Raw genomic sequence first — 23,607 nt, forward strand, 5'->3', positions numbered from 1 at the left:
CGTGAGCCGCTCAACCGTCGCGCCACCATCGGCATCAACTTCCGCTAAACCCGGAAGGCCGATCGGCCAGACCAAAAGCAGCCGCCGGCTCCCGAAAGGGGGCCGGCGGTTTTGCTTTGGACGCTTGATCTGAAACCGCCTTGGCGCGACGATCGTATGTCGGTCATGGCGCGGGCCCCGTCGCGCTGCCGGAGATCCCGTCCCATGTCGCGCCGCGCCTTTTGCAGCCTTGTCATCCTCGCCCTCGCCGCCTGCTCCCCGGGAGCCCCGGCCGAGAGCGCTGCCCTTGGCCCCCAGACCCCGGATAGTGGCCGGCGCGAGGTCGCGGTCTTTGCCGGCGGATGTTTCTGGTCCGTCGAAGCGAATTTCGAACAGATTCCCGGGGTCGTTGCGGCCGTTTCGGGTTTTGCCGGGGGGCGGGTCGCCAATCCGACCTACGATCAGGTGGTTCGCGGCGGTACCGGCCACCTCGAGGCGGTTCAGGTGACCTTTGATCCGGCCCGCATCAGCTATCGACAGTTGGTCGACCGGTTCTGGCGGACGATCGATCCCACCGACCCTGACGGGCAGTTCTGCGACCAGGGAGCGTCCTATGCGACGGCTGTTTTCGCCAGTGCCGCTCAGAAACCGGCCGCCGAAGCCTCGCGCAGCGTTGCGGCCGCGCGGATAGGCGCGGCCCGTTTTGTCACACCGGTTCGGGATGCCGTGCGGTTCTGGCCCGCGGAGGCCTATCATCAGGATTTCGCCCGCCTGAACCCGGCGCGATATGCCGGCTACAGCCGCTTCTGCGGCCGCGCAGCCCGATTGCGGGCTGTGTGGGGGGAATAGGACCCACGGCCGGTAACCCGATCCCGGAATAGTCCGGGCCCCGGGGCCAGCCGACCGACGGTCTGAAAGCTTACCAACAGGTTCCGGGGGGCTGAAGGTGTGTCTATCGGGTCACCCGACCCGACTGTCATAACACTGTCACACGATTGTCGTCCCACTTTCCGATGCCACGCCTAGAGGGAGCGGTAGTTCAGCCGGCTGTCGCCGGTCGCCGGGCGTGCGCGCCCATCTTCATCGGGGATAGATGACAATGACGAACCGCAAACGCGTGTTCTGGGCGACGACCGCCCTCTTCAGCGGCCTTCTGGTCGCCGGCGCCGCTTCGGCCCAGTCGACCGGCACGGTCGCCGCGGAAGCCACGGAGCTGGACACCGTCGTCGTGACGGGCGTGCGTGGACCGGCCACGACGGACGGCACGATCATCGCTGAAACGGTCGCCAAGAGCCGCTCGTCGATCACCCAGGAGTTCATCTCCACCCAGTCGCCGGGTCAGACCATTCTTCAGTCGCTGAACCTGGTCCCCGGCCTGAACTTCACCAACGCCGACCCGTTCGGCAACTCGGGCGGCAACATCCGCCTGCGCGGCTTCGACGGCAGCCGCGTGTCGCTGACCTTCGACGGCATTCCGCTGAACGACACCGGCAACTATGCGGTTTACAGCAACCAGCAGCTGGACCCGGAACTGGTTGAGCGCGCCTCGGTCAACCAGGGCACGACCGACGTCGACAGCCCGACGGCCTCGGCCACCGGCGGCACCATCAACTACACTGTCTCGCGTCCCACCGAAGAAGCCGGTGTGCAGGTCGGCGGCGCGTTCGGCGACTTCAACTATGGCCGCGTCTTCGTGCGGGCCGACACCGGTGCCTTCGGTCCTTGGGGCACCACCGCCTATTTCACCTATTCGCAGACCGGCTACGACAAGTTCAAGGGTCCGGGCGAGCTCGAGAAGCAGCAGTTCAACGGCCGCTTCTACCAGAACATGGGCGACGGTGACTTCGCCAGCCTGTCCTACCACTACAACCGCAACCGCAACGACTTCTACAACAACTTCGTGAACCAGGCGCAGTTCGCCTCGGGCACCTATCTCGAAAACGACATCGCCTGCATTCGCCCCGCCGGCGGCAACGGCACCGTCCAGAACGAGAGCACCGGCTCCACCATCGTTCGGTCCGACGGGACCACGGGCACGGGCAGCTGCACCAACTACCACGGCATCCGGATCAACCCGTCGAACACGGGCAACATCCGCGGGGCCTTCAGCTACGGCCTGACCGACAGCCTGCGCTTCACCTTCGATCCGTCCTACCAGTTCGTCATGGCCAACGGCGGCGGCTTCACGGTCGTTTCCGAGCGTGACGACCGACTGGACCTGGGCGGGCTCATCGGGACCGACCTGAACGGCGACAGCGACACCCTCGACAGCGTCCAGCTGTATACGCCGTCCAACACCAACACGAACCGGTACGGCCTGCTCAGCTCGCTGATCTGGGATGCGGACGACAACAACCGCTTCCGCCTGTCCTACACCTATGACTACGGTCGCCACCGCCAGACCGGCGAAGCCACCCGCGTCGACGCCAACGGCAACCCGGGCAACGTCTTCGGCGGCCAGCGTCTGTTCGGCTCGCCGGAATCGCGCGTTTACGCCTTCAACGGCCTGTCCTTCTTCCGCACCCGCGACCGTGCCTCGATCGCCGAACTGAACCAGATCTCGGCCGAATGGCGTGGTCAGTTCCTGGACGACTCGCTGACCATCCAGCTCGGCGTTCGCGCGCCGTTCTTCCGTCGCGAGCTGAACCAGAACTGCTTCTCGCAGAACGGTTCCTCGAGCGTGCTCTGCACCGCACAGACCCCGAACGCACCGCTGGCCAACGGCAATGTGACCTTCGGCGCCAGCGCGACCCAGTACATCGCGCCCTACCAGGCCGAACTGAAGTACGACGACATCCTGCCGAACCTCGGTGCGACCTGGCGCTTCGCCGACTCGCAGACGGTCTACGTCAGCTATGCGGAAAGCCTCTCGGCTCCGCGGACGGACAACCTCTACCAGCCGGTCCGCAACGCGGCCAACCAGGTCGACTTCTCTTCGGTCCAGCCGGAAACCACCAAGGCGTGGGACCTCGGCTATCGTTTCAACAACGGTGACGTGATTGCTTCGGCCGCCGTCTGGTACAACGAGTACAGCAACCGCATCGTGTCTTCCTTCGATGCCGATCCGGCTTCGCCCTTCTTCGGCCAGTCGATCGACCGTAACGTCGGCGCTGTCGAGCTGATGGGCTTTGACGGTGCTGTGGGCTGGCAGGCAACCGATCGTCTGTCGCTGTATGTCTCGGCGGCCTACAATCAGAGCGAAATCCTGGAAGACCTGCGTCTGGGCAACTTCACCTGCACCACGGCCACCCAGCGTCCGGGTTCGACCCCGGCCTGCCCGGTCGCCCCGGGCTCGCTCCTGATCCCGACCTTCCTGCCGACCGCCGGCAAGGAACTGGTCGAGACCCCGGACTGGACCTTCGCCACCCGTGCTGACTACGACGTGACCGAAGACCTCAGCATCGGCCTGCAGGCCAAATACACCGGCGACCGTTTCGCCACGGACGTGAACGACGAGGTCTTCGGTGCCTACACCGTCGTCGACTTCGACGCCCGCTACGACCTGACCAGCTCCTTCGGCGTGCGGAACGCCTTTGTTCAGCTGAACGTGACCAACCTGCTGGACGAAGAGTATCAGGCCAACATCTCGACCGGCACCAATGCGCTGGCCGTGGCCCAGAGCACGGACCCGCGCGTTACGGACCGCTCCGGCACGGTCCGGACGGCCTCGGTCGGTGCGCCGCGCACCTGGCTGATCAGCTTCGGCGCCCGCTTCTAGGACGCTGAACGCCGGCAATGAACGAGGGCGGCCCTTCCGGGGGCCGCCCTTTTTCATGCCCGGTCGGGGCGTCTGCGCGTTGAAACCCGACCCCGCGCCGTCTATCTCGCCCCATCGGTCATTCGCCGGGAAGAGGCCCCATGTATCCGTTCACCATCCCCGCCGAATGGTCGCCGCATCGTGCCATCTGGGTCGGCTGGCCCAGCCATGGCGAGCTGTGGGAGGACAATCTCGAACCGGCACAGGCCGAGGTCGAGGCCCTGGTCCGCGCCCTCGCAGGACCGGGCCGTGAACATGTGAAGCTGATGGTCGGCAAGGCCGAGGCCCTTGACGATGCCCGGGCCCGCTTCGCCGGGGTCGCCCATGTCGAGATCGTGGACGGCCGGTTCGGCGACATCTGGCTGCGCGACACCGGGCCGATCTTCGGCGCAGGTTCGACGAAGGCCGCCGCCTTCCGCTTCAACGGCTGGGGCGGGAAATACGAACTCGAGCACGATGACACCGTTGCCGACCAGATCGGGCGGGCCTCCGGTGTGCCGCTCGAACGTCACGACTTCATTCTGGAAGGCGGGGCGCTGGATCATGACGGGCAGGGGACGATCGTCACCACCCGCCAGTGTCTGTTGAACCCCAACCGCAACCCCGGCTGGACCGAGGCGGAGGCCGAGGCTGCGCTTGCAGCATCACTGGGCGCGCGCAAGGTGCTGTGGCTCGGCGACGGCCTGCTGAACGACCATACCGACGGCCATGTCGACAATCTGTCGCGGTTTGTGGCCCCGGGCGTCATTGCCTGCCCCGTCGCCTGGGGGCAGAACGATCCGAATGACGACGTCTATGACGCGATTGCCCGGGCCCTTTCGGAAATGACCGATGCGACCGGCGCGCCCCTGAAACTGCTCCGCCTTCCATCGCCCGGTTTCATCGGCGACGAGGACGAAAGGCCGATCCCGGCCAGCCATATGAATTTCCTCATCGCCAATGGCGCGGTGATCGTTCCGACCTATGGCGACGCGCGGGCCGCTGATCTCGTGTGTCAGGGACTGAAGACCGTCTTCCCCGAGCGTGAGATCATCCCCCTGTCCTCCATCGCCATCCTTTCCGGCGGTGGATCCTTCCACTGCATCTCCCAGCAGGAGCCTGCCTGATGGCCCGCACGATCTCTGTCGCCGCCCTGCAGACCTCCTACGGTGAGGACCTGCCGGCCAACATCGACAAGACCATCGCCCTCATCCGCGAGGCGGCCGGCAAGGGCGCGCAGGTGATCCTGCCGTCGGAGCTCTTCCAGGGTCCCTATTTCTGCGTCTCGCAGGAGGAGCGCTGGTTCGCGACCGCCCATCCATGGCGTGAACACCCCTGTGTGACGGCCCTTCAGCCGGTCGCCGCCGAACTGGGCGTTGCCATCCCTGTCTCCATTTTCGAGCGCGAGGGGCCGCATTATTTCAACTCCATGGTCATGCTGGACGCTGACGGCGCGGCGCTGGGCGTCTATCGCAAGAGCCACATCCCCGACGGCCCCGGCTATCAGGAGAAATACTATTTCCGGCCGGGCGATACCGGCTTCAAGGTCTGGAACACCCGCCACGGCCGGATCGGCGTCGGCATCTGCTGGGACCAGTGGTATCCGGAGACGGCGCGGGCGATGATGCTGCAGGGGGCCGAGGTCCTGATGTATCCGACCGCCATCGGCTCGGAGCCGCATGACAAGGAACTGGACACCGCCGAGCCATGGCGGCGCGCCATGCAGGGCCATGCGGTCTCGAACGTCGTGCCGGTGATCGGTGCCAACCGCATCGGCCATGAACAGGTCAATGAGGCCGGGCAGGTCTTCTACGGCTCGTCCTTCATCGCCGACCATCGCGGCGATCTGGTCGAAAGCTTCGGCCGGGAAGAGGAGGGGGCGCTGGTCCACACCTTCGACCTCGACTTCATCGACCGCCACCGCGCCGCCTGGGGCTTCTTCCGCGACCGGCGCACCGATCTGTACGGCTCGCTGGTCAGTCCGCGGCCGGCCTGACGCCGAGCGCCCGGCGTTCCGCCGCGCAGCCGGGATTGGTCAGGCCCTCGGCGCGGGCCTTGGCGACCTCGGCGCGAGCGGCCTCCAGATCGGCGGCGAAGTCGGGCATGGCGGCGGCGCGCTCATAGACGGCCCGGCCGATGTCGAGACCATCCTGGACGTCCGCCACCCAGTTCATCCGGCAGACCGCCCGGCTGAAGCCGATCTCGGAGCCTTGCCGGCGGACTGACGCAGCCTGATCGGGCGCAAGGTCTGCGTACAGTTCACCATAGGCGGCACCCGCCACGGCTCCACCCGCCGGCCAGGACGGACTGTTGCGGGTGGCATCATTGATGCGCTGGCAGGGTTGCAGACCGGGATCTGCCGCGATCGGTCGCTGGCGCGGATGGGCTTGCGCAAGCCGCCGGGTGAGATTTTCGGTGTCGGTCAGCAGGCGCGTCATGACCCGCGAAAGCGCGGGGCGAGCCTGGCCCGCGAGGCGGGTTCCGAGACTACAGTCGAAATGCTGGGCAGCCTCGGGCGGTCGGAGTTCCGCATGGACGATAGCCAGCCACCAGCGATCGGTCCCGGGACCGAAACGGGCGGGATCCGGGGGCTCATTCCCGGGAATGAGCGGGGTCGGGCGGAAGGCACCGGCAAGCTGATCCAGCGCAGCCTCGTCGAGATAGCCTTGTGCTGTCGGTGCCGGCACCGGCGCAGGCGGTCGGTACGTCGCACAGGCACCCAGTATCAGGCAGACGGCCAGGGCCGCGGCCGGTTTCACCGGCCGTTGGTCCAGTCCAGCTGAACGCTGGTCGGGCCGCCCTCGACCGGGGTGGCGACGACATGCAGCAGCTTGCCGCTCCCGTCCCCGGCGGCGGCCCCATAGGCGCGGGCCTCGCCGGTGTTCATGGCCATGACGGAAGCCAGACCCGCGGCTTCGGCGCGCTGGCGATAGAAGGCGACCACGGCGTCCGGGGTCGCTTCGGTGGTGAAGCTCAGGATGCCGCCCGGCCCGTCCGGACCCCGCGCGACGGTGACGGGCCCCTGGGCGATGCCGCCCGGGTAGACGACGGCGAAGGCGGGTGCGCCGGGGGCCGCCGGAACCGCAGCCTTGGAGGGCGATTCAGCCGGCGCGGCGGCGGCAGCGGGCGCGGCCTCCGGAGCGGTCTCTGCCGCAGCCTCCGCAACGGCGGGGGCGGCTTCCTCGGCGGGCGGGCTGCAGCCGGCCAAGGCCATGGCCGCCACCAGTGCGGTCGCCGCGAGCGTGCGCTTCATCCCGTATCGTCCCTGAAAACACTGTCGTTGAGAGGCCGCACCGTGGCCCAAGCCTGCGGCGGCGGCAAGGCGGGTTCGCGCCTTCGCCAAGACACGGATGACGCAGGTCTCATCCGGTCCGTGGGGTCGGCCGCCGAACGGTCGAGGGCGGCCCGCCGATGGGGCAGGCCGCCTTCTTCACCGGTTGCCGGGCTGTCGTCACTTGCCGAACAGCTTGTTCCAGCGGCGCTTGTCGCGGTTCTTCCAGGTTCCGCGGTGGTAGGCGTCGGAGCCGATCAGCGGCACCACCGTTGTGGCCTCGGCGAAGACCATCTGCTCATGCGTGGTCTGGACCTTGCCCCACGACGCCGCCTCCTTCAGCGTCGAGGACGAACAGGCCCCGTCGCGCACGTCGGCGACCGTGATCTGGACCGCATAGCGGTGCATCTCGGCCTCGATGCCCAGGATTTCGGCACAGACGACTGTGTCCTGGGCGAAGTTCTTGGGCACGCCGCCGCCGACCATGAACAGGCCGGTGACGCCGGCCGCGATCTTGATGTCGGTCAGTTCGCGGAAGTCGGCGACCGCATCGATCATCAGATAGGGCTTGCCCTCGGCCATCCGCTCCTTCTGGTGCTTGACCAGACCGAACCCGGCCGAGGAATCGACGAAGGCCGGGCAGAAGATCGGCACGCCCTCTTCATAGGCGGTCTGGATCAGCGAGCCGGGCTTCTTCGCATTGCCCTCGCTCAGCCATTTGCCCATCTCCCAGATGAACTCGCGCGAGGAATAGCCGCGCGGCTCCAGCTGGTTGCAGATCTCCAGAATGGTGTGATCGCAGGCCTGGAGCTCTTCCTCGTCGATATAGGTGTCGTAGATCCGGTCGATGTAGTTGTCGCGCAGGACGTTGTCGTCCACCTCGCCGGCGGCCTGGTAGTGTTTGAAGCCCAGGGCCTCGAAGAAATCCATGTCGACGATCGAGGCGCCGGTGGCCACCACGGCGTCGATCATGCCGAACTTCACCATGTCGCGGTACACATGCATGCAGCCGCCGGCCGAGGTCGAGCCGGCCAGGATCAGCCACGGCGAGCACGAACTGTCCTCAAGGGCCATGTTGAAGATGTCGGCGGCCCGGGCCGTGTCGCGGCTCGAGAACGACATCTTGCGCATGCTGTCGATGATCGGACGGGCGTCGAACGAGGTGATGTCGACGTGCTCCACCGTGTTCTGGAGCAGCTGGGCCTTCTGGTTGGTCTGAACGGGAGCGTTCATTGCAAGGGTTTCCCTTTGGTTTGAGCGCCCGTCGTCAAAAGAAACAGCGGCCCGGACGGAGCGACGGGCCGCTGCTGATTACAGTGCGAAAGCGACGGTTTAGCGCCGCTGCTTCTTCCGCTGGCCGGCCTTGCCCTTGGGGCGCGACAGGCGAACCACCTTGCGGGCCTGCTCTTCCGCCGAGGTGCGAACCGTCGGGATGGAGCGGGGGGCCAGGCCGTAGAGCGAGGCCATCGGGGCATCCTCGACGCCGGCGATGTCGTGTTCGCCATAGCCGTTGAAGCCGGTCGACATGGCCACGCCATAGGCGCCCAGCATGCCGATCTCGATGAAGTCGCCTTCCTGCACATCGGCCGGCAGCCAGAAGGGTCCCGGCATATGGTCGATGGAGTCGCAGGTCGGGCCGTAGAAGCGGAACGGCTTGAGGTCGCCCGAAGCGGCACCGTCCCGGACCAGTTTGGTCGGGAAGGGCCAGCGCGAGTGGGTTGCGTCGAACAGCGAGCCGTAGGAGCCGTCGTTCAGATACAGGGCGTCGCCCTTGCGCAGATCGACCCGGCACAGCACCGACGAGGCCTCGGCAACGAGCGCCCGGCCCGGCTCGCACCACAGCTCGGTCGTTTCCGACACCGGCATCTCGCTGAAGCCGCGATGAATGGCGTCGGCATATTCCTGCATGTCCGGCGGAACCATGCCCGGATAGACCGAGGGGAAGCCGCCGCCGACATCGACGATGTCCACGAACACGCCTGCGCGCGAGATGGCACGGCCGATCTGGGCCATGGCGGCCTCATAGGCGGACGGGCGCATGCATTGCGAACCGACGTGGAAACAGACGCCCATCAGACCGTCCTTGACCGCCTGGCGGGTGGCCAGCAGCAGGGAGGTGGCCTGGTCAAGCGAAACACCGAACTTGCCCGACAGGGAATAGGCCGCGCCGTCCGCCGACACCGTCATGCGAACCAGCAGATTCAGGTCCGTGGCATTGCCGGTGGCGTCGATGATCTTGGCCAGCTCGTCATGGCTGTCCAGCGAGAAGGTGCGGACGCCGTACTCGAAATAGGCCCTCGTGATCGCGGCGCGGCTCTTGACCGGGTGCATGAAGGCCAGACGCGCGTCGGCGCTGACCGAACGGACCAGTTCGATCTCTGCCAATGAGGCGACGTCAAAGCCGGTGACGCCCGCCTCCACGAGAGTCTCGATGACCCATCGCGAGGGATTGGCCTTCACCGCATAGAAGACGTCGGCGTTCAGATTGTCCTGGAACCAGCGCGCCGCTACGGAAACCGAACGCGGTCGCACGAGTGCGACAGGACGTTCAGGGGACCGCTCGCGGACCAGGTCCAGGGGAAATGAATACGTGCGCAATTCACGTAAACCCCTGTAATTGTTAAACCCAGCCGGCGTTAGCAGCGCAACGTGAAGACCTACGGGGTCCGCCGGAAGCCGCGATTTAGGGTCACCGGACTGTCATGTAAAGCGGTTTTTTTCACGCGGGTGTTGAGTTTGCACGGGATTTGTCCGGGCGCGGATCGAGCTGTGTGGCTCGCCTTGATCGTACCGCCTTCGGCAATGATCCGCAGGGCCGGCGGTCGCGGCCGTCGCGGGCTCGCCTGTGGCCGGTTACGCTGGACGAAATCGCCGCGGACGTGCCATTAAGACTTGCCTCGCAGGCCTGTTCAGGTGATGCGGCGCGCCCTTGCAACCGCTTCCAGCGTGTCCATGACCTCAACTGCCGCAGCCGTCGCGCCCAGTGCCGGACCCAGTGTCGTATCGGCCCGGGACGTGTCCAAGACTTTTGGCGCCCGAAAGGCCCTGAACGGCGTGTCCGTAGAGGTCGCAGCCGGAGAAATGGTCGCCCTGATCGGGCCGTCCGGCTCGGGCAAGTCGACCCTCCTGCGCTCCATCACCGGCCTCCAGAGTATCGACCCCGGCAAGGGCACCATCAGTGTCTTCGGCGAGGTCGTGCAGAAGAACGGCCGCACCACCGGAGCCACCCGCGCGGCGCGCCAGAAGCTCGGCATGATCTTCCAGCAGTTCAACCTGGTCGGCCGGCTGTCGCTCTTCTCCAATGTCATGCTGGGCGCGCTTGGTCGCCTTCCCGGCTGGAAGGGCTTCATCGGAGCCTGGCCGAAGGCCGACAAACACATGGCCATGGCGGCCCTGCATCGCGTCGGAGTCTCGGACTACGCCGCCCAGCGCGCCAATACCCTGTCCGGCGGCCAGCAGCAGCGCGGGGCCATTGCCCGGGCCCTGGTCCAGGGTGCCAAAGCCATCCTCGCCGACGAGCCTGTGGCCTCGCTGGACCCGGTCTCGGCCCGCAAGGTCATGGAACTGCTGGTCGAGCTGAACAAACGTGACGGCTTCGGCGTCATCGTCACCCTGCACCAGGTCGATTACGCCATCCGCTATTGCAATCGCGTGATCGCCCTCAAGGCCGGAGAGGTCGTCTATGACGGCCCGTCCACCGGCCTGGATACGAAACAATTGATCGACATCTACGGTCCCGAATTCGAGGACGCGTTCTGGGAAGCCAAGGCATGACCCTGCCATCCTTTACCCGCCGACTGGCGCTCGCCGCCGTTCTCGCCTTCGGAGTCGCCTCGTGCGGCGGTGGTGATGAAAAGGCCGGCACCGCGCCGTCGGAGATTACCTTCTCCATCCTGTCGGCCGAGGGTCAGAATTCGTCCGGACCGCTCTGGGAGCCCCTGCTCGAGGACATGTCCAAGGCCATCGGCATTCCGGTAAAGACCCATTTCGGCTCAAACTATACGGTGCTGGTGGAGGCCATGCGGGCCGACCAGACCCAGGTGGCCTGGTTCTCGGCCAAGCCGGCGCTTGAGGCTGTCGATCGCTCGGACGGCGAGGTCATTGCCCGCACCGTCGATCTGGAGGGGCTCGACAGCTACCGCTCGACCCTGATCGTCCGCGTGGATTCCGGCATCACGCTTGACCAGGTCATGGCCTGCGGCAAGCGGTTTGATTTCGGGATCGGCGACGCCCAGTCGACTTCGGGCACGCTCGCGCCGCTGACCTTCCTGTTCAATCCGCGGAACATCAACCCGGCCCAGTGCTTCAAGACCGTGCGGTCTGCCAACCATCAGGCCAATGCGCTCGCCGTGGCCACCGGCCTCGTGGATGTAGCCACCTCCAACACCGTCAATACGGTCTTCCTGACCCGCCAGAATCCCCAGGCCGCGGCCCAGATTCGGGAAATCTGGCAGTCGCCGCCCATCCCCGAGAGCGGGATCGTCATCCGCGAGGATCTGGACCCGGCCCTGAAGGAGAAGATCCGCAGCTTCTTCCTGACCTACGGCCAGGGCGAAGGAGCCGAGGCCGAGCGCCAGCGTCGGGTGCTGGCAGGTCTCAACTATTCGCAGTTCCGGGCGGCGGATGACAGCTACCTGAACCCTGTCCGTGAAATGGTCGCTGATCGTCAGCTCAGTGAAGCCCGCGCCGGCGGCGATGCCGCCGGGGTGGCTGCTGCCGAGAAGGAGCTGCAGCGGCTGCGCAGCCTGCGCGAGGTCCAGCCTTGACCAACGCCGCCGTTTCCAGCGCGGTCGCCGCCTCACCGGTCCCTAAGCCCCCGACCAAGTCGCTGGGGGCTTGGGCGCTTGATGTCCTGATCTGGGGCGGCGTCGCCGTGATCCTGCTGATCAGCATCGACGCGGTCGATCTGAAGAACATCTGGAGCGTGGCCAGCAATTCCGACCGTATCGAGGTCATCGCCCGGGATCTTCTGCGTCCCGACTTCACCGACTGGCCACTGTTCGTCGCCAAGATGTGGGAGACGGTCCAGATCGCCCTCTGGGGCACATTCCTGGCGGTGTTTCTGGGAGTCCCGCTGGGCCTGGCTGCAGCGCGCAACATCGCCCCTATCTGGGTAGTGACGCCCGTCCGGTGGCTGATGAACCTGCTCCGCTCAATCCCCGATCTGGTCATGGGCCTGCTGTTTGTCGTCGCCGTCGGCCTCGGCCCCCTCGCCGGTGTTCTGGCGATCACCCTGAATACGGCAGGCGTACTGGCCAAATTGTTTTCCGAAGCGGTCGAGTCCATCGACAAGGGCCCGGTCGAGGGCGTGCGCGCCACCGGTGCCTCGCCCCTGCACGAGATCATGTGGGGGGTGATCCCGCAGGTCGCGCCGCTGTGGACCTCCTTTGCCCTCTACCGGTTCGAGTCCAACAGCCGTTCGGCGACGGTGCTTGGTCTGATCGGGGCCGGCGGCATCGGCCAGGTTCTGTTCGAGCGCATGAACGGGTTTGAGTTCGGCCAGGTCTCGGCCATCGTCATCATCGTCGTCATCGCCGTGACCCTGATCGACATGCTGTCCCAGGCCATGCGCAAGCGGCTGCTGTAGGCATCGCAAGCCGGACAAGGAAAAGCCCGCCTCCGCTTTCGCAGGGGCGGGCTTCTTTCATTCCGGACCGGATCAGGCCGGGCGCAGATCCGGCGGCGTGGCCTCTTCCGTCAGGATGCGGATCGCCTCGTCCAGCGACACCAGTTCCTGGGCCTGTGAGCCCAGACGGCGGATCGCCACCGTGCCCGCCTCGGCCTCGTTCTTGCCGACCACGGCAATGACCGGGACCTTGCCGACCGAGTGCTCCCGCACCTTGTAGCCGACCTTCTCATTGCGCAGATCCAGCTCGGCGCGCAGGCCGACGGCCTTGAGCCGTTCGACCACCTCGCGGGCATAGTCGTCAGCCTCGGAGACGATGGTCGCCACCACCACCTGGGTCGGGGCCAGCCAGAGCGGGAAGGCCCCGGCATAGTTCTCGATCATGATGCCGATGAACCGCTCGAACGAGCCGAGGATGGCCCGGTGCAGCATGACCGGCCGGTGCTTCTGGCCGTCCTCGCCGATATACTCCGCGTTCAGACGTTCCGGCAGGACATAGTCGAGCTGCAACGTGCCGCAGGTCCAGGTCCGGCCGATGGCGTCCTTGACGATGAAGTCCAGCTTGGGCGCATAGAAGGCCCCATCGCCCTCGGCGATGACCGGATCGACCCCGGCCAGTCGCGCGGCCTCGCCCAGCATGGCCTCGGCCTTGTCCCAGAATTCGTCCGTGCCGGCGCGCACTTCCGGCCGGGTGGCCAGGGCGATCTCATGGGTCTGCATGCCCAGGTCGGCGTGGATCATCTGCGTCAGGCGGATGAACCGTTCCGTCTCCTCGACGATCTGGTCCTCGCGGCAGAAGATGTGGGCGTCGTCCTGGGTGAAGCCGCGCACCCGCATCAGCCCGTGCAGGGCCCCCGAGGGCTCATAGCGATGGCAGGCCCCGAACTCGGCCATGCGCAGCGGCAGCTCGCGATAGGACCGCTGGCCCTGATCGAAGATCTGGACGTGGCCGGGGCAGTTCATCGGCTTGAGGGACAGGGTCTCACCCTCGACCGTCTCGCAGACGAACATGTTGGGGCGGTATTTCTCCCAGTGACCCGACTTCTCCCAGAAGGTCCGGTCCAGCACCTGGGGCGTCTTGACCTCGACATAGCCGGCGGCGTCCAGACGGCGGCGCATATAGGCCTCCAGCACCCGCCACAGGATCCAGCCCTTGGGGTGCCAGAAGACCATGCCCCGGCCTTCTTCCTGCATGTGGAACAGGCCCATGGCCTTGCCGATGCGGCGGTGGTCGCGCTTCTCCGCCTCCTCGACACGCAGCAGATAGGCGTCGAGATCCTCCTTCGAGGCCCAGGCCGTCGCATAGATGCGCTGCAGCTGCGGATTGCGGTGGTCGCCGCGCCAGTAGGCCCCCGCCAGCTTGGTCAGTTTGAAGGCCTTGCCGACGAATTTGGTCGAGGGGAAATGCGGCCCCCGGCACAGGTCGATCCATGTCCCCGTGCGATAGGTGGTGATCGTCTCCGTGCCCGGAAGGTCGCGGATCAGCTCGGCCTTGAAGGTCTCGCCCTTGCCTTCGAACAGGGCGATGGCGGCCTCGCGCTCCCAGACCTCCCGGACCAGCTTTTCATCGCGGTCGACAATCTCGGCCATCTTCTTCTCGATGGCGGCGAAGTCGTCGGTCGAGAACGGTTCCTCGCGGTGGAAGTCGTAATAGAAGCCGTCATCGATCGCCGGGCCGATGGTCACCTGGGTGCCGGGGAACAGCTCCTGCACGGCCTGGGCCAGCACATGGGCCGCATCGTGGCGGATGGTCTCGAGGGCTTCGGGATCATCGCGCATGATCAGTTTGAAGTCGCCGGAGCCGCCCAGCGGCCGGTCGAGGTCGCGCTGTTCGCCGTTCAGGGCGACGAGGGCCGCGCGCTTCGCCAGCGAGGGGGAGATGGAGGCGGCCACGTCACGGCCCGTGGCGTCGTCGGGATACTGGCGCGCGGCGCCGTCGGGAAATCTGAGGTCGATCATGTCTTCGTCTTTGCGGGCGGCACCGGATCGTATTTCCAGCCTTCGCCGAAGGGTTGGCATTTGCAGAGGCGTTTGGCGGTGAGCCATCCCCCCTTGAGCGGTCCGTGCTGGATAAGCGCGTCCCGTCCATAGTCCGAGCAGGTCGGCCTGAAACGGCAAGACTGCCCGATCAGGGGTGACAGCGTCAGCTTGTAGCCCCGGTGGGCCAGCCGCACGCCGCGTTCGTAGAGGGTTTCGCCGGAAGCCATGTCGCCGCGCTTATCCCCCGGCAGACGCCGAGGAGCAACGGGCTCTAGGCCGCACCGGCGAGGCTAGTTCGAGTGTCGGGGCTTTTTCGGGCAAGGGCGGCCCGCACCGCGTCCAGCGTCGCCTCGACCGCGACCATGGTGGAGGCGTGGCGCGCCGGATAGTCGGCGACCTGTTTCAGGGCGCGCAGACCCTCGAACCGGCCCGTCGGACCCTCCCCGCCGGCCTTGAGCATGGTGGACATGGCGTCCCGGGCCGCGACCATTTCGTCGAGGGAGGTCCCGATCACGACCGCGCCGAGCACGCCCGCCGCCGCCTGGCCGAGGGCGCAGGCCTTGACGTCCTGGGCGAAGGTTTCGATCCGGCCTGCGTCGTCGAGCGTGACGTCGACGATGGCCTTCGAGCCGCACAATCTGGCAACCCGTTCGCCCGTGCCGTCCGGCGCGGCCAGCCGTCCACTGTGCGGCAGATTGGCCGCCAGACCGAGGATTCGCGCGCTGTAGAGCTCGTCGATCATGAGGCGATTATAGGCGATCAGCTCCCCTGGAGCGACCCCCAGGTGCGGGCCTGATCCACGCCGGTCCCGGCGGCCCGTTCGCGCAGCCAGGACAGGTTACGGTCGGCCGCCTCGGGCGGCAGGTCGCGACGCAGCATCTGCTCCGCCTCGGCCAGATTGCCGGTCAGCCCCAGCACCATGGCCAGGTTGAGCCGGACCTTGAGCGAAGCGCCCGGCTGGGCCGCGGCGCGACGCAGCAGCGGCTCGGCACCGGCTGCATCGCCGCGGGTCATGGCTGAGATGGCCAGGTTCGACAGGACGTCAGGATTGTCCGGCGACAGGACCAGGGCCTGGGCCCAGGCTGCGCGGGCGTCGTCCGGTCGGCGCACCTGCTCATAGGCCGTGCCCAGCAGTGACCAGGCCCGCCAGTCTCCGGGTCGGGCCTCGCGCGCGCCCTCCAGGGCGGCGATGCCATAGAAGGCCTGTCCGCGCGCGATGTGGGCGCGCCCGGACTCCAGCATGGCCTCGACGTTGTTCGGCTGAACCACCAGCACCTTGCTGGCCATTTCAGCGGCCTGGTCGAACCGGCCGAGCTCACGCAAGGCCTGCGCCGCCTTCACGCCGGCGACCGGGTCCATCGGGTCGATGTCGGCCTGGTCGGACCAGAAGATCTGGCGGCTCAACGGGTCGGCGCGGTCATAGGCGGCGCGAACCTCGGCTGCAGCCGGCTGACGGGCCATGGGCGCGGCCTGTGCCGGGGCCTGCGGCGCGGCCACGGGATCGGCCATGACGGGCGCGGCGAGTCCGCCCAGAAGCAGGGCGACGGTTGCGATGCGGGCAGTCGTGCGCGACATGGAAGACGCTCCGGAAGGTTCGATCCGAGACTCGGGCTTTCTCGTCAATCCTTGGTTAAGATCGGGCCCGTGGGGCCGGAAAGGCTGCCGACCATGTCCGTCCTGAACCCCGACCTGCTGAGTTCCGAGGCTGCGGGCGCGATTCCGGTGCGATTCGTGGGCCCGGACGGCCCGATCGAAGCCGCGCACCGGACCTGGGCCGAGACCAATGGCTTCAAGGGCAAGCCCGGCCAGATTCTGGTCGCGCCGGACGGGCAGGGCGGGATCGCCGCTGTGCTGGTCGGCACCGGAGAGCGTTTCGACCCACTGTCCGCCCGCGCCCTGCCCGCCAAACTTCCGCCGGGCCTCTATCGCCTTGAAGCCGGAGCGGAGGACGCCCGCTCGGCGGCCCTGGCCTTTCTGCTCGGGACCTATGTGTTCGACCGTTACAAGGCCCGGTCGGAACGTGATCGCGTGCGGCTCGTTGCGCCGGAGGGGCTGGATGTCGAGGGTGCCCTGCGCATCGCCTCGGCCTGTGCCCTCGCCCGCGAGATGATCGACACCCCGGCGGCCGACATGGGGCCGCTGCAGATCGAGACCATCGCCCGCGAGATCGCCACCGCCTCGGGGGCGACGATCACGGTGACGAGCGGCGCGACCCTGCTGGAAGACAACTATCCCGCTGTCCATGCCGTCGGTCGGGCCGCCGCCCCGCACCGGGCTCCGCGGGTCATCGAGATCGGCTGGAACCTTGACCGCGCCGACCTCCCCCTGGTCGCGCTCGTCGGCAAGGGGGTCGTGTTCGATTCGGGCGGCCTCGACATCAAGCCGGCCGCCGGCATGCGCAATATGAAGAAGGACATGGGGGGTTCCGCCCATGCGCTGGCCCTTGGCCGGCTGGTCATGCAGGCGAACCTGCCGGTGCGGCTGGTGGTGCTGGTGGCGGCGGTGGAGAACGCCATCTCGGGTGACGCTTTCCGGCCCGGCGACATCCTGGACAGTCGCAAGGGGCTGACCATCGAGATCGGCAATACCGACGCCGAGGGCCGGTTGATCCTTGCCGACATCCTCACCCGCGCGGGGGAGCACGCGCCGGACCTGACCCTCGACTTTGCCACCCTGACCGGGGCCGCCCGCGTCGCCCTCGGACCCGAGCTGCCGCCGCTCTATACAGACGACGAGACCCTCGCGGCGGACCTTCTCGAGGCCGGCCGTTCGGTCGGCGATCCGCTGTGGCGGATGCCGTTGTGGCCCGGCTATCGTGCCGCAATTGAAAGTGAGCTGGCCGACCTGCGCAACGACTCCGCCGGCTGGGCCCAGGCCGGTTCCGTCACGGCCGCCCTGTTCCTGCAGAGATTCGCCCCGATGACCGGTAGCTGGGCCCATATGGACATCTTCGCCTGGAACCCCCGAGCCCGCCCCGGCTGGCCCGAAGGCGGCGAGGCCCAGGCGCTGAGGGCGTGCTTTGAGATGCTGAAGCGGCGGTTCACTTAGGTCTTGGGGCTTAGGTCGTAGGGCTTAGGGCTTAGGTCGAAGGTGACCCGAGCTGACCTTAAGCCCTAAGCTCTACGCCCTCCTCCCGTTAACGGCCCTTTCGGCTTCTTCCGATACGACAACGGCTCAATCGGACGAGTCCACGTTTGACCGCAGCCGCTGCCAGCCTTGATTCCCGCACCACCCTGGCCCGGCCCGATCTGGCCGAGCAGGCGCTGGAGGGGATTGTGCGTGCCGATGCCTTCCGTGCCGTCCGGGCGATGCATTGCGCCATTCCGGTCGCCGACATCCACGCCGACGCCGTGGCGGGCGAACACCCGGTCGATCAGCTGATTTTCGGCGAGGCCTTTGATGTCCTCGATTCGGGCGGCGACAAGGTCTGGGGCCGTGCCCGTCGCGACGGGGTCGTGGGCTGGGTCCGGCTGTCCGGGCTCGAGGATGGCGCGCCCCTCGCGACCCATCGGATCGGCGCGACCGATCAGGACCTGCCCCTGAACGCCCTTGTCATCGAGGCGGGCGATCCCGCGGGCCTGGCCCCCATCGGCAGTTTCGCCGCCGAGCCGGTCGAGGTGGCCGAGCGGTTGCTGGGCACACCCTACAAGCTGGGCGGTCGCTCATCGCTGGGTACGGATTGCTGCGGTCTTGTCCAACAGGCGCTCTATGCCTGCGGTCGCGCAGCCCCGCGCTATGCGGACCAGCAGGCGGAACTCGGACAGGCCGTGTCCGCCGGTCAGGCGCAACACGGCGATCTGGTGATCTGGCTGGACCCCCGGGAAGGCCCCTGGAACGGCCACGCCGGCTTCATCCTCGACGGCCACCGCGTGCTGCACGCTGTCGGAGGGCTGGGCGCGGTCGTGATCGAGTCGTTCGCCGAGGCGGATGCCCGCCATCGCGTGGCGGGCTCTGACGGCCCGGTTTTCCGCCGACTCTGACCGCAAGAAAAAAGGGCGGCCCGAAGACCGCCCTTCCGTCATTCAGAAATCCCGAACCTCAGTTCGCCGCAGCCGCAGCCGCTGCCGGCGGGGTCGCAGGCGTGGCACCGGCGGCGGCAGGTTCGGTGCCGGCGGCCGGAGCGGCACCCTCAACAGGCGCGGCAGCGGCCGCGGCTGCGCCGGGCTGGCGGGCCGGATCGGGAGCCGGGATGGCCATGCCGGTCGAGCCCTGCGAGCGCAGCCAGGCGATCAGATTGACCCGGGTCGCGGTGTCGCGGATGCCGGCGAAGGACATCTTGGTGCCGGGGATGTGGCGACCGGGAGCGGTCAGGAACAGGTCCAGCTCGTCCAGGGTCCAGGTCGGGTTCGTGGCCTTGTGGGCCTGGAAGGCGTCAGAATAGGCAAATCCGGCGATATGCATCACCGGCCCGCCAACCACGCCGTACAGATTCGGGCCGATGCCGTTGGCCCCGCCGGCATTGACGGTGTGGCAGGACTTGCAACGGGCGAAGGCGGCTTCGCCTGCGGCCAGATCGGCGGCCGGCAAGACGGTGCCCCAGTCCGGCGGCAGAACCACCTCGGCGGGCCCGCCGGCGGCCTCTTCGGGCGCATCGACGAAATAGCCCATCTTTTCAGGGGCTTTGTTGTAGTAGATGGCGGCTGAGCCCTCTTTCACAACCAGAATGACGAAAACGGTCGCCAGACCGGCGCCCATGATCTTGTTCCACTTCAGATCGCCGCTCATGCGCGTCGTCTCATCCCGTTTCTGAGGCCCGGCCTTGTGCAAGGACGGGCGAATTCTTGCGTGGCCGTCTCTTACACGCTAGCGCGGCCTTCGCAACCAGATCAGGACGGTCTGAGCGTCGCAGTCGCCGACTTTGGGATTTGAACGTGAACCCGCTGATCCTGATTCCGGCCCGGATGGCCGCAACCCGCCTTCCTGACAAGCCGCTTGCCGACATCGGCGGGACCCCGATGATCGTGCGGGCCTGGCGTCAGGCTGTGCTGTCCGGACTGCCCGTCGCCGTGGCTGCGGGGGATCGCGAGATCGTCGACGCCATTGAGTCGGCCGGCGGTGTCGCCGTCCTGACCGATCCGGACCTGCCCAGCGGCTCCGACCGCATCCGCGCCGCCCTCGACGCCATCGACCCCGACGGCCGCCATGACGCCGTCATCAACCTTCAGGGCGACATGCCCTTCGCCGATCCGGGGCTGGCCCTGGCCTGCGCCGCCCTGCTGCATGGCGAGCCGGCCTGCGATATCGCCACCCTGATCGCGCCGGAGGCCGACGATTCGGATCGCGCGAACCCCGACGTCGTCAAGGCGGTGGTGGCGCTTGGGGAGGGCGAACGCCACGGCCGCGCCCTCTATTTCACCCGCTCGACCCTCTATGGCGACGCCCCCGTCTGGCGGCACATCGGTCTGTACGGCTACCGCCGCGCCGCCCTGGAACGCTTCTGCGCCGCCGCCCCGTCCCCGCTGGAGCGCCGCGAAAAGCTGGAACAGCTCCGGGCCCTGGAGATGGGCCTGCAGATCTGGGCGGCGGTCATCGACGAGGCGCCCCTATCGGTGGACAATCCGGATGATCTGGCGGCGGCGCGGGCTTTGGCCCAGTAGCTGCTGTCCTTATCCCGGCGAAGCCGGAATTCAGAGCCTCGCCCCTGAGGCCGGACGGTTCATCACAACGAACACAACGATTTCACAAAGGACACGACGAGGGTTGTGACTGGCTCCGCTCCCGTTGTGCTCGTTGTGTATCCTTTGTGTCCGTTGTGATGAACCTTCAGGCCTGCAGGACATACCGGATCGCTGGAAGCCCGGCTTCGCCGGGGACGCTTCAAACGTCGAATCCGTCGACCCAGGCCTGCAGCAGCGTCCGCGCGATGGCGATCCTCGGCGGGGCCTTGATGGACGGATGCGTCCCCGCCAGACACGCCCGCGCCTCGTCCCGTGTCAGCCAGGCCACCGCTTCCAGCTCGGTCTGATCCGGGTGGGCGTCGTCAGAATCCACTTCGCAGACCAGACCGATCATCAGCTGTGACGGAAACGGCCAGGGCTGGCTGGAGTGATAGCGCACCGCCGTCACTGTCAGCCCCGCCTCCTCCTCGATCTCGCGCGCGCAGGCGGCCTCGATGGTCTCGCCCGGCTCCAGAAATCCCGCAAGGGCCGACATCCGGCCCTCTGGCCAGGCCGCCTGCCGGCCCAGCAGACAGACCGGTTCCGGCCCGCCCCTGTAGATCGCCAGCATGATGGTCACCGGGTCCACGCGCGGGAAATGCTGGACGCCGCAGGCCGGGCAGATCCGCTTCCAGCCGCCGGAACCGTTCCCGGTCTCCACCCCGCAGGCGGCGCAGAAGCCGTGCCGCCGTCGCCAGTCGAACAGGGATTTGGCCGTCCCCGCCATGGCCGCATCCGGCCCCGGCAGCAGCGCCGCCGCCTCGCGCATCTCGTGAAACGCCCCCAGTCCCGCCAGCGGTCCCGCCGCCGGGTCGGCCGAGCCCTCGACCTCGACCGCGAAACAGGGCGCGCCCTTCCACAGGCCGAGGAACAGCTCGCGATCCGGAACCACCGCCCGCGCATGGGACAGCGCCAGCCAGGCCAGCCGCGGCTCACCCGCCTCGATCAGCGGCCGCCCCTCCCACAGCACCATGGCCATGGCATCGGGGCTGGCGGCCTGTTCGGCCAGCCAGTCGGCATCGTCCCGCCGATCCCCCGCCCGATCGAGCGGATTGCCGGCGAAGGTATTGAGAGCGGTGAGGGACATGGACGCTGTCTAGCAAGGCCGGTCTTGCATCCGCGAGCCGAAATCGTCATATCGGCCTCGGAGATCGCGGGCGAAGGCTTCGCCAATCTGGTCAGGGCCGGAAGGCAGCAGCCACAACGAATTCCCCTTCGGGTCGCGGTCTCCACTTCCCCTCTTGGTGCGCTGACGCTCGCCCCGGGTCCGATCTTCGATCGGCCCGAGGACAGGCTCTGCGGTCGCTCACTGCTTGAGCGCATTCCTCCCCCTTGGGGGAGGGGGACCAGCCGAAGCCGCAGGCGAAGGATGGTGGAGGGGTGGAGGAAGGACGCACCGCCACGCGGCCACCGACCACCCACAGCTCCCTTGCCGCAACCCCTTCGCCCCAGGCCCGCTGCGCGCTAAGACTGCGGCATGAGCGATGCCGACCCGAATCCCGACGGCCCTCCGTGGGACGATGACGCCCCCGACGCGGATGTCGTGGAGCGTGATCCCGACACCGACGACATGTTCGGTTCGCCCGAGCCCGCGGGCATGCGCGAGGCCGAGGCCGCCGCAGCCCCCGTGCCTGTCGCCGGCCCGCCTGCCCATGCCGACGACGGCGCGGCCTATACGGTCCTCGCCCGCAAATACCGGCCGCACACCTTCGAGGACCTGATCGGCCAGGAGGCCATGGTCCGCACCCTGACCAACGCCTTCGCCACCGGCCGGATCGCCCACGCCTTCATGCTCACCGGCGTCCGGGGGGTCGGCAAGACGACCACGGCCCGCCTGCTGGCCCGCGCCCTGAACAACGAGACCGACGTCATCGACCGGCCCTCGCTGGAACTGACCGCCCATGGCCGGCACGACGCCGCCATCATGGCCGGCCAGCATATGGATGTGGTCGAGATGGACGCCGCCTCCCATACGGGCATCGACGGCATCCGCGACATCATCGAGAGCGTCCGCTACGCCCCCGTCGAGGCGCGCTACAAGGTCTATGTCCTCGACGAAGTGCACATGCTGTCGAACCAGGCCTTCAACGCCCTGCTGAAGACGCTGGAAGAGCCGCCGCCGCACGCCAAGTTCATCTTCGCGACCACCGAGATCCGCAAGGTCCCGGTGACCATCCTGTCCCGCTGCCAGCGTTTCGACCTGCGCCGTGTCGAGCCGGAAATCCTCGTCGAACACCTCGCCCGCATCGCCGACCGCGAGGGGATGAAGATCGAGCAGGACGCCCTTGCCCTGATCGCCCGCGCGGCCGAGGGGTCGGTGCGCGACGGTCTCTCCCTGCTGGATCAGGCCCTGGTCCAGGGCGACCGTGGCGAAACCGTCAGGACCGAGGTCGTGCGCGACATGCTGGGTCTGGCGGACCGCAGCCAGACCATTGCCCTGTTCGAATCGATCATGGCCGGGCGTACGCCCGAGGCGCTTGAGCTGTTCCGCACCCTTTACGGCTACGGTGCCGATCCGGTGCAGATCACCAACGACCTGCTGGAGCATTGCCACGCCGCCTCGGTGGCCAAGATGCTGGGGCCGCAGGCGACCCGCCTGCCCAATGACCAGGCCCGGACGCTGACGGCGCTCGGCGCGGTGATTTCGGCCGGGACCCTGGCCCGTGTCTGGCAGATGCTGTTGCGCGCGCTGGACGAGGTTCGCCGCGCCCCCAACCCCGCCGATGCGGTCGAGATGGCCATTGTCCGCCTCGCCTATGCCGCCGACCTGCCGGGACCTGAGGAGGCGCTCAAGGCCCTGCGCGACGGCGAACCCATGTCCGGTGGCGCGGCTCCGCGCGGCCCGTCCGGCGGCGGTGGCGGCGGCGGTGCCCAGGCGGCTCTTGGGGCCCAGCCGGCGGCCCGCCCGGCTGCCACGCCTTCGCTTCCCGACCCCCAGTCATTCGAACAGGTCGTCGCCCTGATCGGCGAGAAGCGCGAGGTCGGCCTGCAGATGGACGTCCAGCGCTACGTCCGCCCCGTGGCCTTCAAGCCCGGCGCCATCACCTATGAAAGCCTCGAGGGCGCCCCGGTCGATCTGGCGCGGCGCCTGTCGTCGCGGCTCAAGGACTGGACCGGCCGCACCTGGCTGATCGCCGCCAACGGCCAGGGCGGTGGCGAGACCATGATCGAGATCGACCGTCGCAAACGGGTCGAGGAACGGGCGACCGTCGAGGCCGACCCCTTTGTCCGGGCGGTCCTGGAGGCCTTTCCCGGCACCGTCATCGGCGAGATCAAGACCCTCGCCCCGGCGGTTGAACTGCCGGCTATTCCGGATGGGTCGGGGGAAGAGGACTGAGCGGGTTTCCTTCTCCCGTGG

At 67.6% G+C, this 23,607-nt stretch carries 21 protein-coding genes and 1 other RNA gene; 12 read left to right on the forward strand and 10 right to left on the reverse strand.

Annotation, left to right across the window (positions count from 1 at the left end; all coding sequences use genetic code 11):
* Positions 1-204 precede the first annotated feature (204 nt).
* The 4 genes from msrA (at position 205) to aguB (ending at position 5,711) form a co-directional block, all read left to right on the forward strand.
* A complete protein-coding gene (gene msrA, locus Q0053_RS10480) occupies positions 205-828 on the forward strand; it encodes a peptide-methionine (S)-S-oxide reductase MsrA (RefSeq protein ID WP_298099808.1) in 624 nt (207 codons plus the stop codon).
* Positions 829-1,078: 250 nt separating this feature from the next.
* The gene (locus Q0053_RS10485; protein ID WP_298099811.1) at positions 1,079-3,697 is read left to right on the forward strand and encodes a TonB-dependent receptor; all 2,619 of its coding nucleotides are present in this window, start codon (positions 1,079-1,081) and stop codon (positions 3,695-3,697) included.
* 140 nt (positions 3,698-3,837) lie between these two features.
* A complete protein-coding gene (locus tag Q0053_RS10490) occupies positions 3,838-4,842 on the forward strand; it encodes an agmatine deiminase family protein (protein WP_298099814.1) in 1,005 nt (334 codons plus the stop codon).
* Positions 4,842-5,711, forward strand: a complete 870-nt coding sequence (aguB, locus tag Q0053_RS10495; RefSeq protein ID WP_298099817.1) for an N-carbamoylputrescine amidase — start codon at positions 4,842-4,844, stop codon at positions 5,709-5,711. Before Q0053_RS10490 ends, aguB begins: the two co-directional genes overlap by 1 nt.
* Here aguB and Q0053_RS10500 read toward each other — a convergent pair.
* The 4 genes from Q0053_RS10500 to Q0053_RS10515 form a co-directional block, all read right to left on the reverse strand.
* On the reverse strand, positions 5,692-6,474 hold the full coding sequence (locus tag Q0053_RS10500; RefSeq protein ID WP_298099820.1) for a PA-phosphatase: 783 nt from the start codon (positions 6,472-6,474) through the stop codon (positions 5,692-5,694). The genes aguB and Q0053_RS10500 overlap by 20 nt on opposite strands.
* Positions 6,471-6,968: a hypothetical protein gene (locus Q0053_RS10505; protein ID WP_298099823.1), complete on the reverse strand. Its 498-nt coding sequence runs from the start codon at positions 6,966-6,968 to the stop codon at positions 6,471-6,473. The genes Q0053_RS10500 and Q0053_RS10505 overlap by 4 nt, the downstream gene beginning before the upstream one ends.
* 198 nt (positions 6,969-7,166) lie before the next feature.
* Complete coding sequence (locus Q0053_RS10510; protein WP_298099826.1) at positions 7,167-8,219, reverse strand: deoxyhypusine synthase; 1,053 nt, start codon at positions 8,217-8,219, stop codon at positions 7,167-7,169.
* A 99-nt stretch (positions 8,220-8,318) separates the two neighbouring features.
* Complete coding sequence (locus Q0053_RS10515; protein WP_298099829.1) at positions 8,319-9,584, reverse strand: type III PLP-dependent enzyme; 1,266 nt, start codon at positions 9,582-9,584, stop codon at positions 8,319-8,321.
* A 417-nt stretch (positions 9,585-10,001) separates the two neighbouring features.
* On the opposite strand from Q0053_RS10515, the gene phnC reads away from it, so the two are divergent.
* From phnC to phnE, 3 genes are read left to right on the forward strand one after another with little or no spacing between them, the layout of a single operon-like run.
* Positions 10,002-10,760 (forward strand): phosphonate ABC transporter ATP-binding protein, encoded by a 759-nt coding sequence (gene phnC / locus Q0053_RS10520; RefSeq protein WP_298099832.1) that lies wholly within the window; start codon positions 10,002-10,004, stop codon positions 10,758-10,760.
* Positions 10,757-11,752 carry a phosphate/phosphite/phosphonate ABC transporter substrate-binding protein gene (phnD, locus tag Q0053_RS10525; protein WP_298099835.1) on the forward strand — a complete coding sequence of 332 codons (996 nt, stop codon included), beginning with the start codon at positions 10,757-10,759 and terminating at the stop codon, positions 11,750-11,752. The genes phnC and phnD overlap by 4 nt, the downstream gene beginning before the upstream one ends.
* Complete coding sequence (gene phnE, locus Q0053_RS10530; RefSeq protein ID WP_298099837.1) at positions 11,749-12,573, forward strand: phosphonate ABC transporter, permease protein PhnE; 825 nt, start codon at positions 11,749-11,751, stop codon at positions 12,571-12,573. The genes phnD and phnE overlap by 4 nt, the downstream gene beginning before the upstream one ends.
* 72 nt (positions 12,574-12,645) lie before the next feature.
* Here phnE and thrS read toward each other — a convergent pair whose 3' ends face one another.
* From thrS to Q0053_RS10550, 4 genes are read right to left on the reverse strand one after another with little or no spacing between them, the layout of a single operon-like run.
* Positions 12,646-14,571: a threonine--tRNA ligase gene (thrS, locus tag Q0053_RS10535; RefSeq protein ID WP_298099840.1), complete on the reverse strand. Its 1,926-nt coding sequence runs from the start codon at positions 14,569-14,571 to the stop codon at positions 12,646-12,648.
* Positions 14,568-14,819, reverse strand: a complete 252-nt coding sequence (gene yidD / locus Q0053_RS10540) for a membrane protein insertion efficiency factor YidD (RefSeq protein ID WP_298099843.1) — start codon at positions 14,817-14,819, stop codon at positions 14,568-14,570. Before yidD ends, thrS begins: the two co-directional genes overlap by 4 nt.
* A 44-nt stretch (positions 14,820-14,863) precedes the next feature.
* Positions 14,864-15,334 carry an iron-sulfur cluster assembly scaffold protein gene (locus tag Q0053_RS10545; RefSeq protein ID WP_298099845.1) on the reverse strand — a complete coding sequence of 157 codons (471 nt, stop codon included), beginning with the start codon at positions 15,332-15,334 and terminating at the stop codon, positions 14,864-14,866.
* A 17-nt stretch (positions 15,335-15,351) separates the two neighbouring features.
* Positions 15,352-16,167: a tetratricopeptide repeat protein gene (locus Q0053_RS10550; protein ID WP_298099848.1), complete on the reverse strand. Its 816-nt coding sequence runs from the start codon at positions 16,165-16,167 to the stop codon at positions 15,352-15,354.
* A 93-nt stretch (positions 16,168-16,260) separates the two neighbouring features.
* Here Q0053_RS10550 and Q0053_RS10555 point away from each other — a divergent pair, with 93 nt between their 5' ends.
* Complete coding sequence (locus Q0053_RS10555; RefSeq protein ID WP_298099851.1) at positions 16,261-17,640, forward strand: M17 family metallopeptidase; 1,380 nt, start codon at positions 16,261-16,263, stop codon at positions 17,638-17,640.
* Between the two features lie 146 nt (positions 17,641-17,786).
* Entirely contained in the window at positions 17,787-18,572 is a 786-nt protein-coding gene (locus Q0053_RS10560; RefSeq protein WP_298099852.1) for an NlpC/P60 family protein, read from the forward strand.
* A gap of 58 nt (positions 18,573-18,630) precedes the next feature.
* Here the strand turns inward: Q0053_RS10560 and Q0053_RS10565 are convergent, their stop codons facing one another.
* Positions 18,631-19,317 (reverse strand): cytochrome c family protein, encoded by a 687-nt coding sequence (locus tag Q0053_RS10565; protein ID WP_298099855.1) that lies wholly within the window; start codon positions 19,315-19,317, stop codon positions 18,631-18,633.
* Positions 19,318-19,463: 146 nt separating this feature from the next.
* On the opposite strand from Q0053_RS10565, the gene Q0053_RS10570 reads away from it, so the two are divergent.
* Entirely contained in the window at positions 19,464-20,189 is a 726-nt protein-coding gene (locus tag Q0053_RS10570; RefSeq protein ID WP_298099858.1) for a 3-deoxy-manno-octulosonate cytidylyltransferase, read from the forward strand.
* A 220-nt stretch (positions 20,190-20,409) separates the two neighbouring features.
* Here the strand turns inward: Q0053_RS10570 and nudC are convergent, their stop codons facing one another.
* A complete protein-coding gene (gene nudC / locus Q0053_RS10575) occupies positions 20,410-21,336 on the reverse strand; it encodes an NAD(+) diphosphatase (RefSeq protein WP_298099861.1) in 927 nt (308 codons plus the stop codon).
* A gap of 56 nt (positions 21,337-21,392) precedes the next feature.
* On the opposite strand from nudC, the gene ffs reads away from it, so the two are divergent.
* Both ffs and Q0053_RS10585 read left to right on the forward strand, forming a co-directional pair.
* Positions 21,393-21,486, forward strand: an RNA gene (ffs, locus tag Q0053_RS10580) — signal recognition particle sRNA small type.
* A 240-nt stretch (positions 21,487-21,726) separates the two neighbouring features.
* A complete protein-coding gene (locus Q0053_RS10585; RefSeq protein ID WP_298099864.1) occupies positions 21,727-23,586 on the forward strand; it encodes a DNA polymerase III subunit gamma/tau in 1,860 nt (619 codons plus the stop codon).
* Positions 23,587-23,607 lie beyond the last annotated feature (21 nt).

The organism is Brevundimonas sp. (assembly GCF_027487935.1).
Classification (GTDB): domain Bacteria; phylum Pseudomonadota; class Alphaproteobacteria; order Caulobacterales; family Caulobacteraceae; genus Brevundimonas.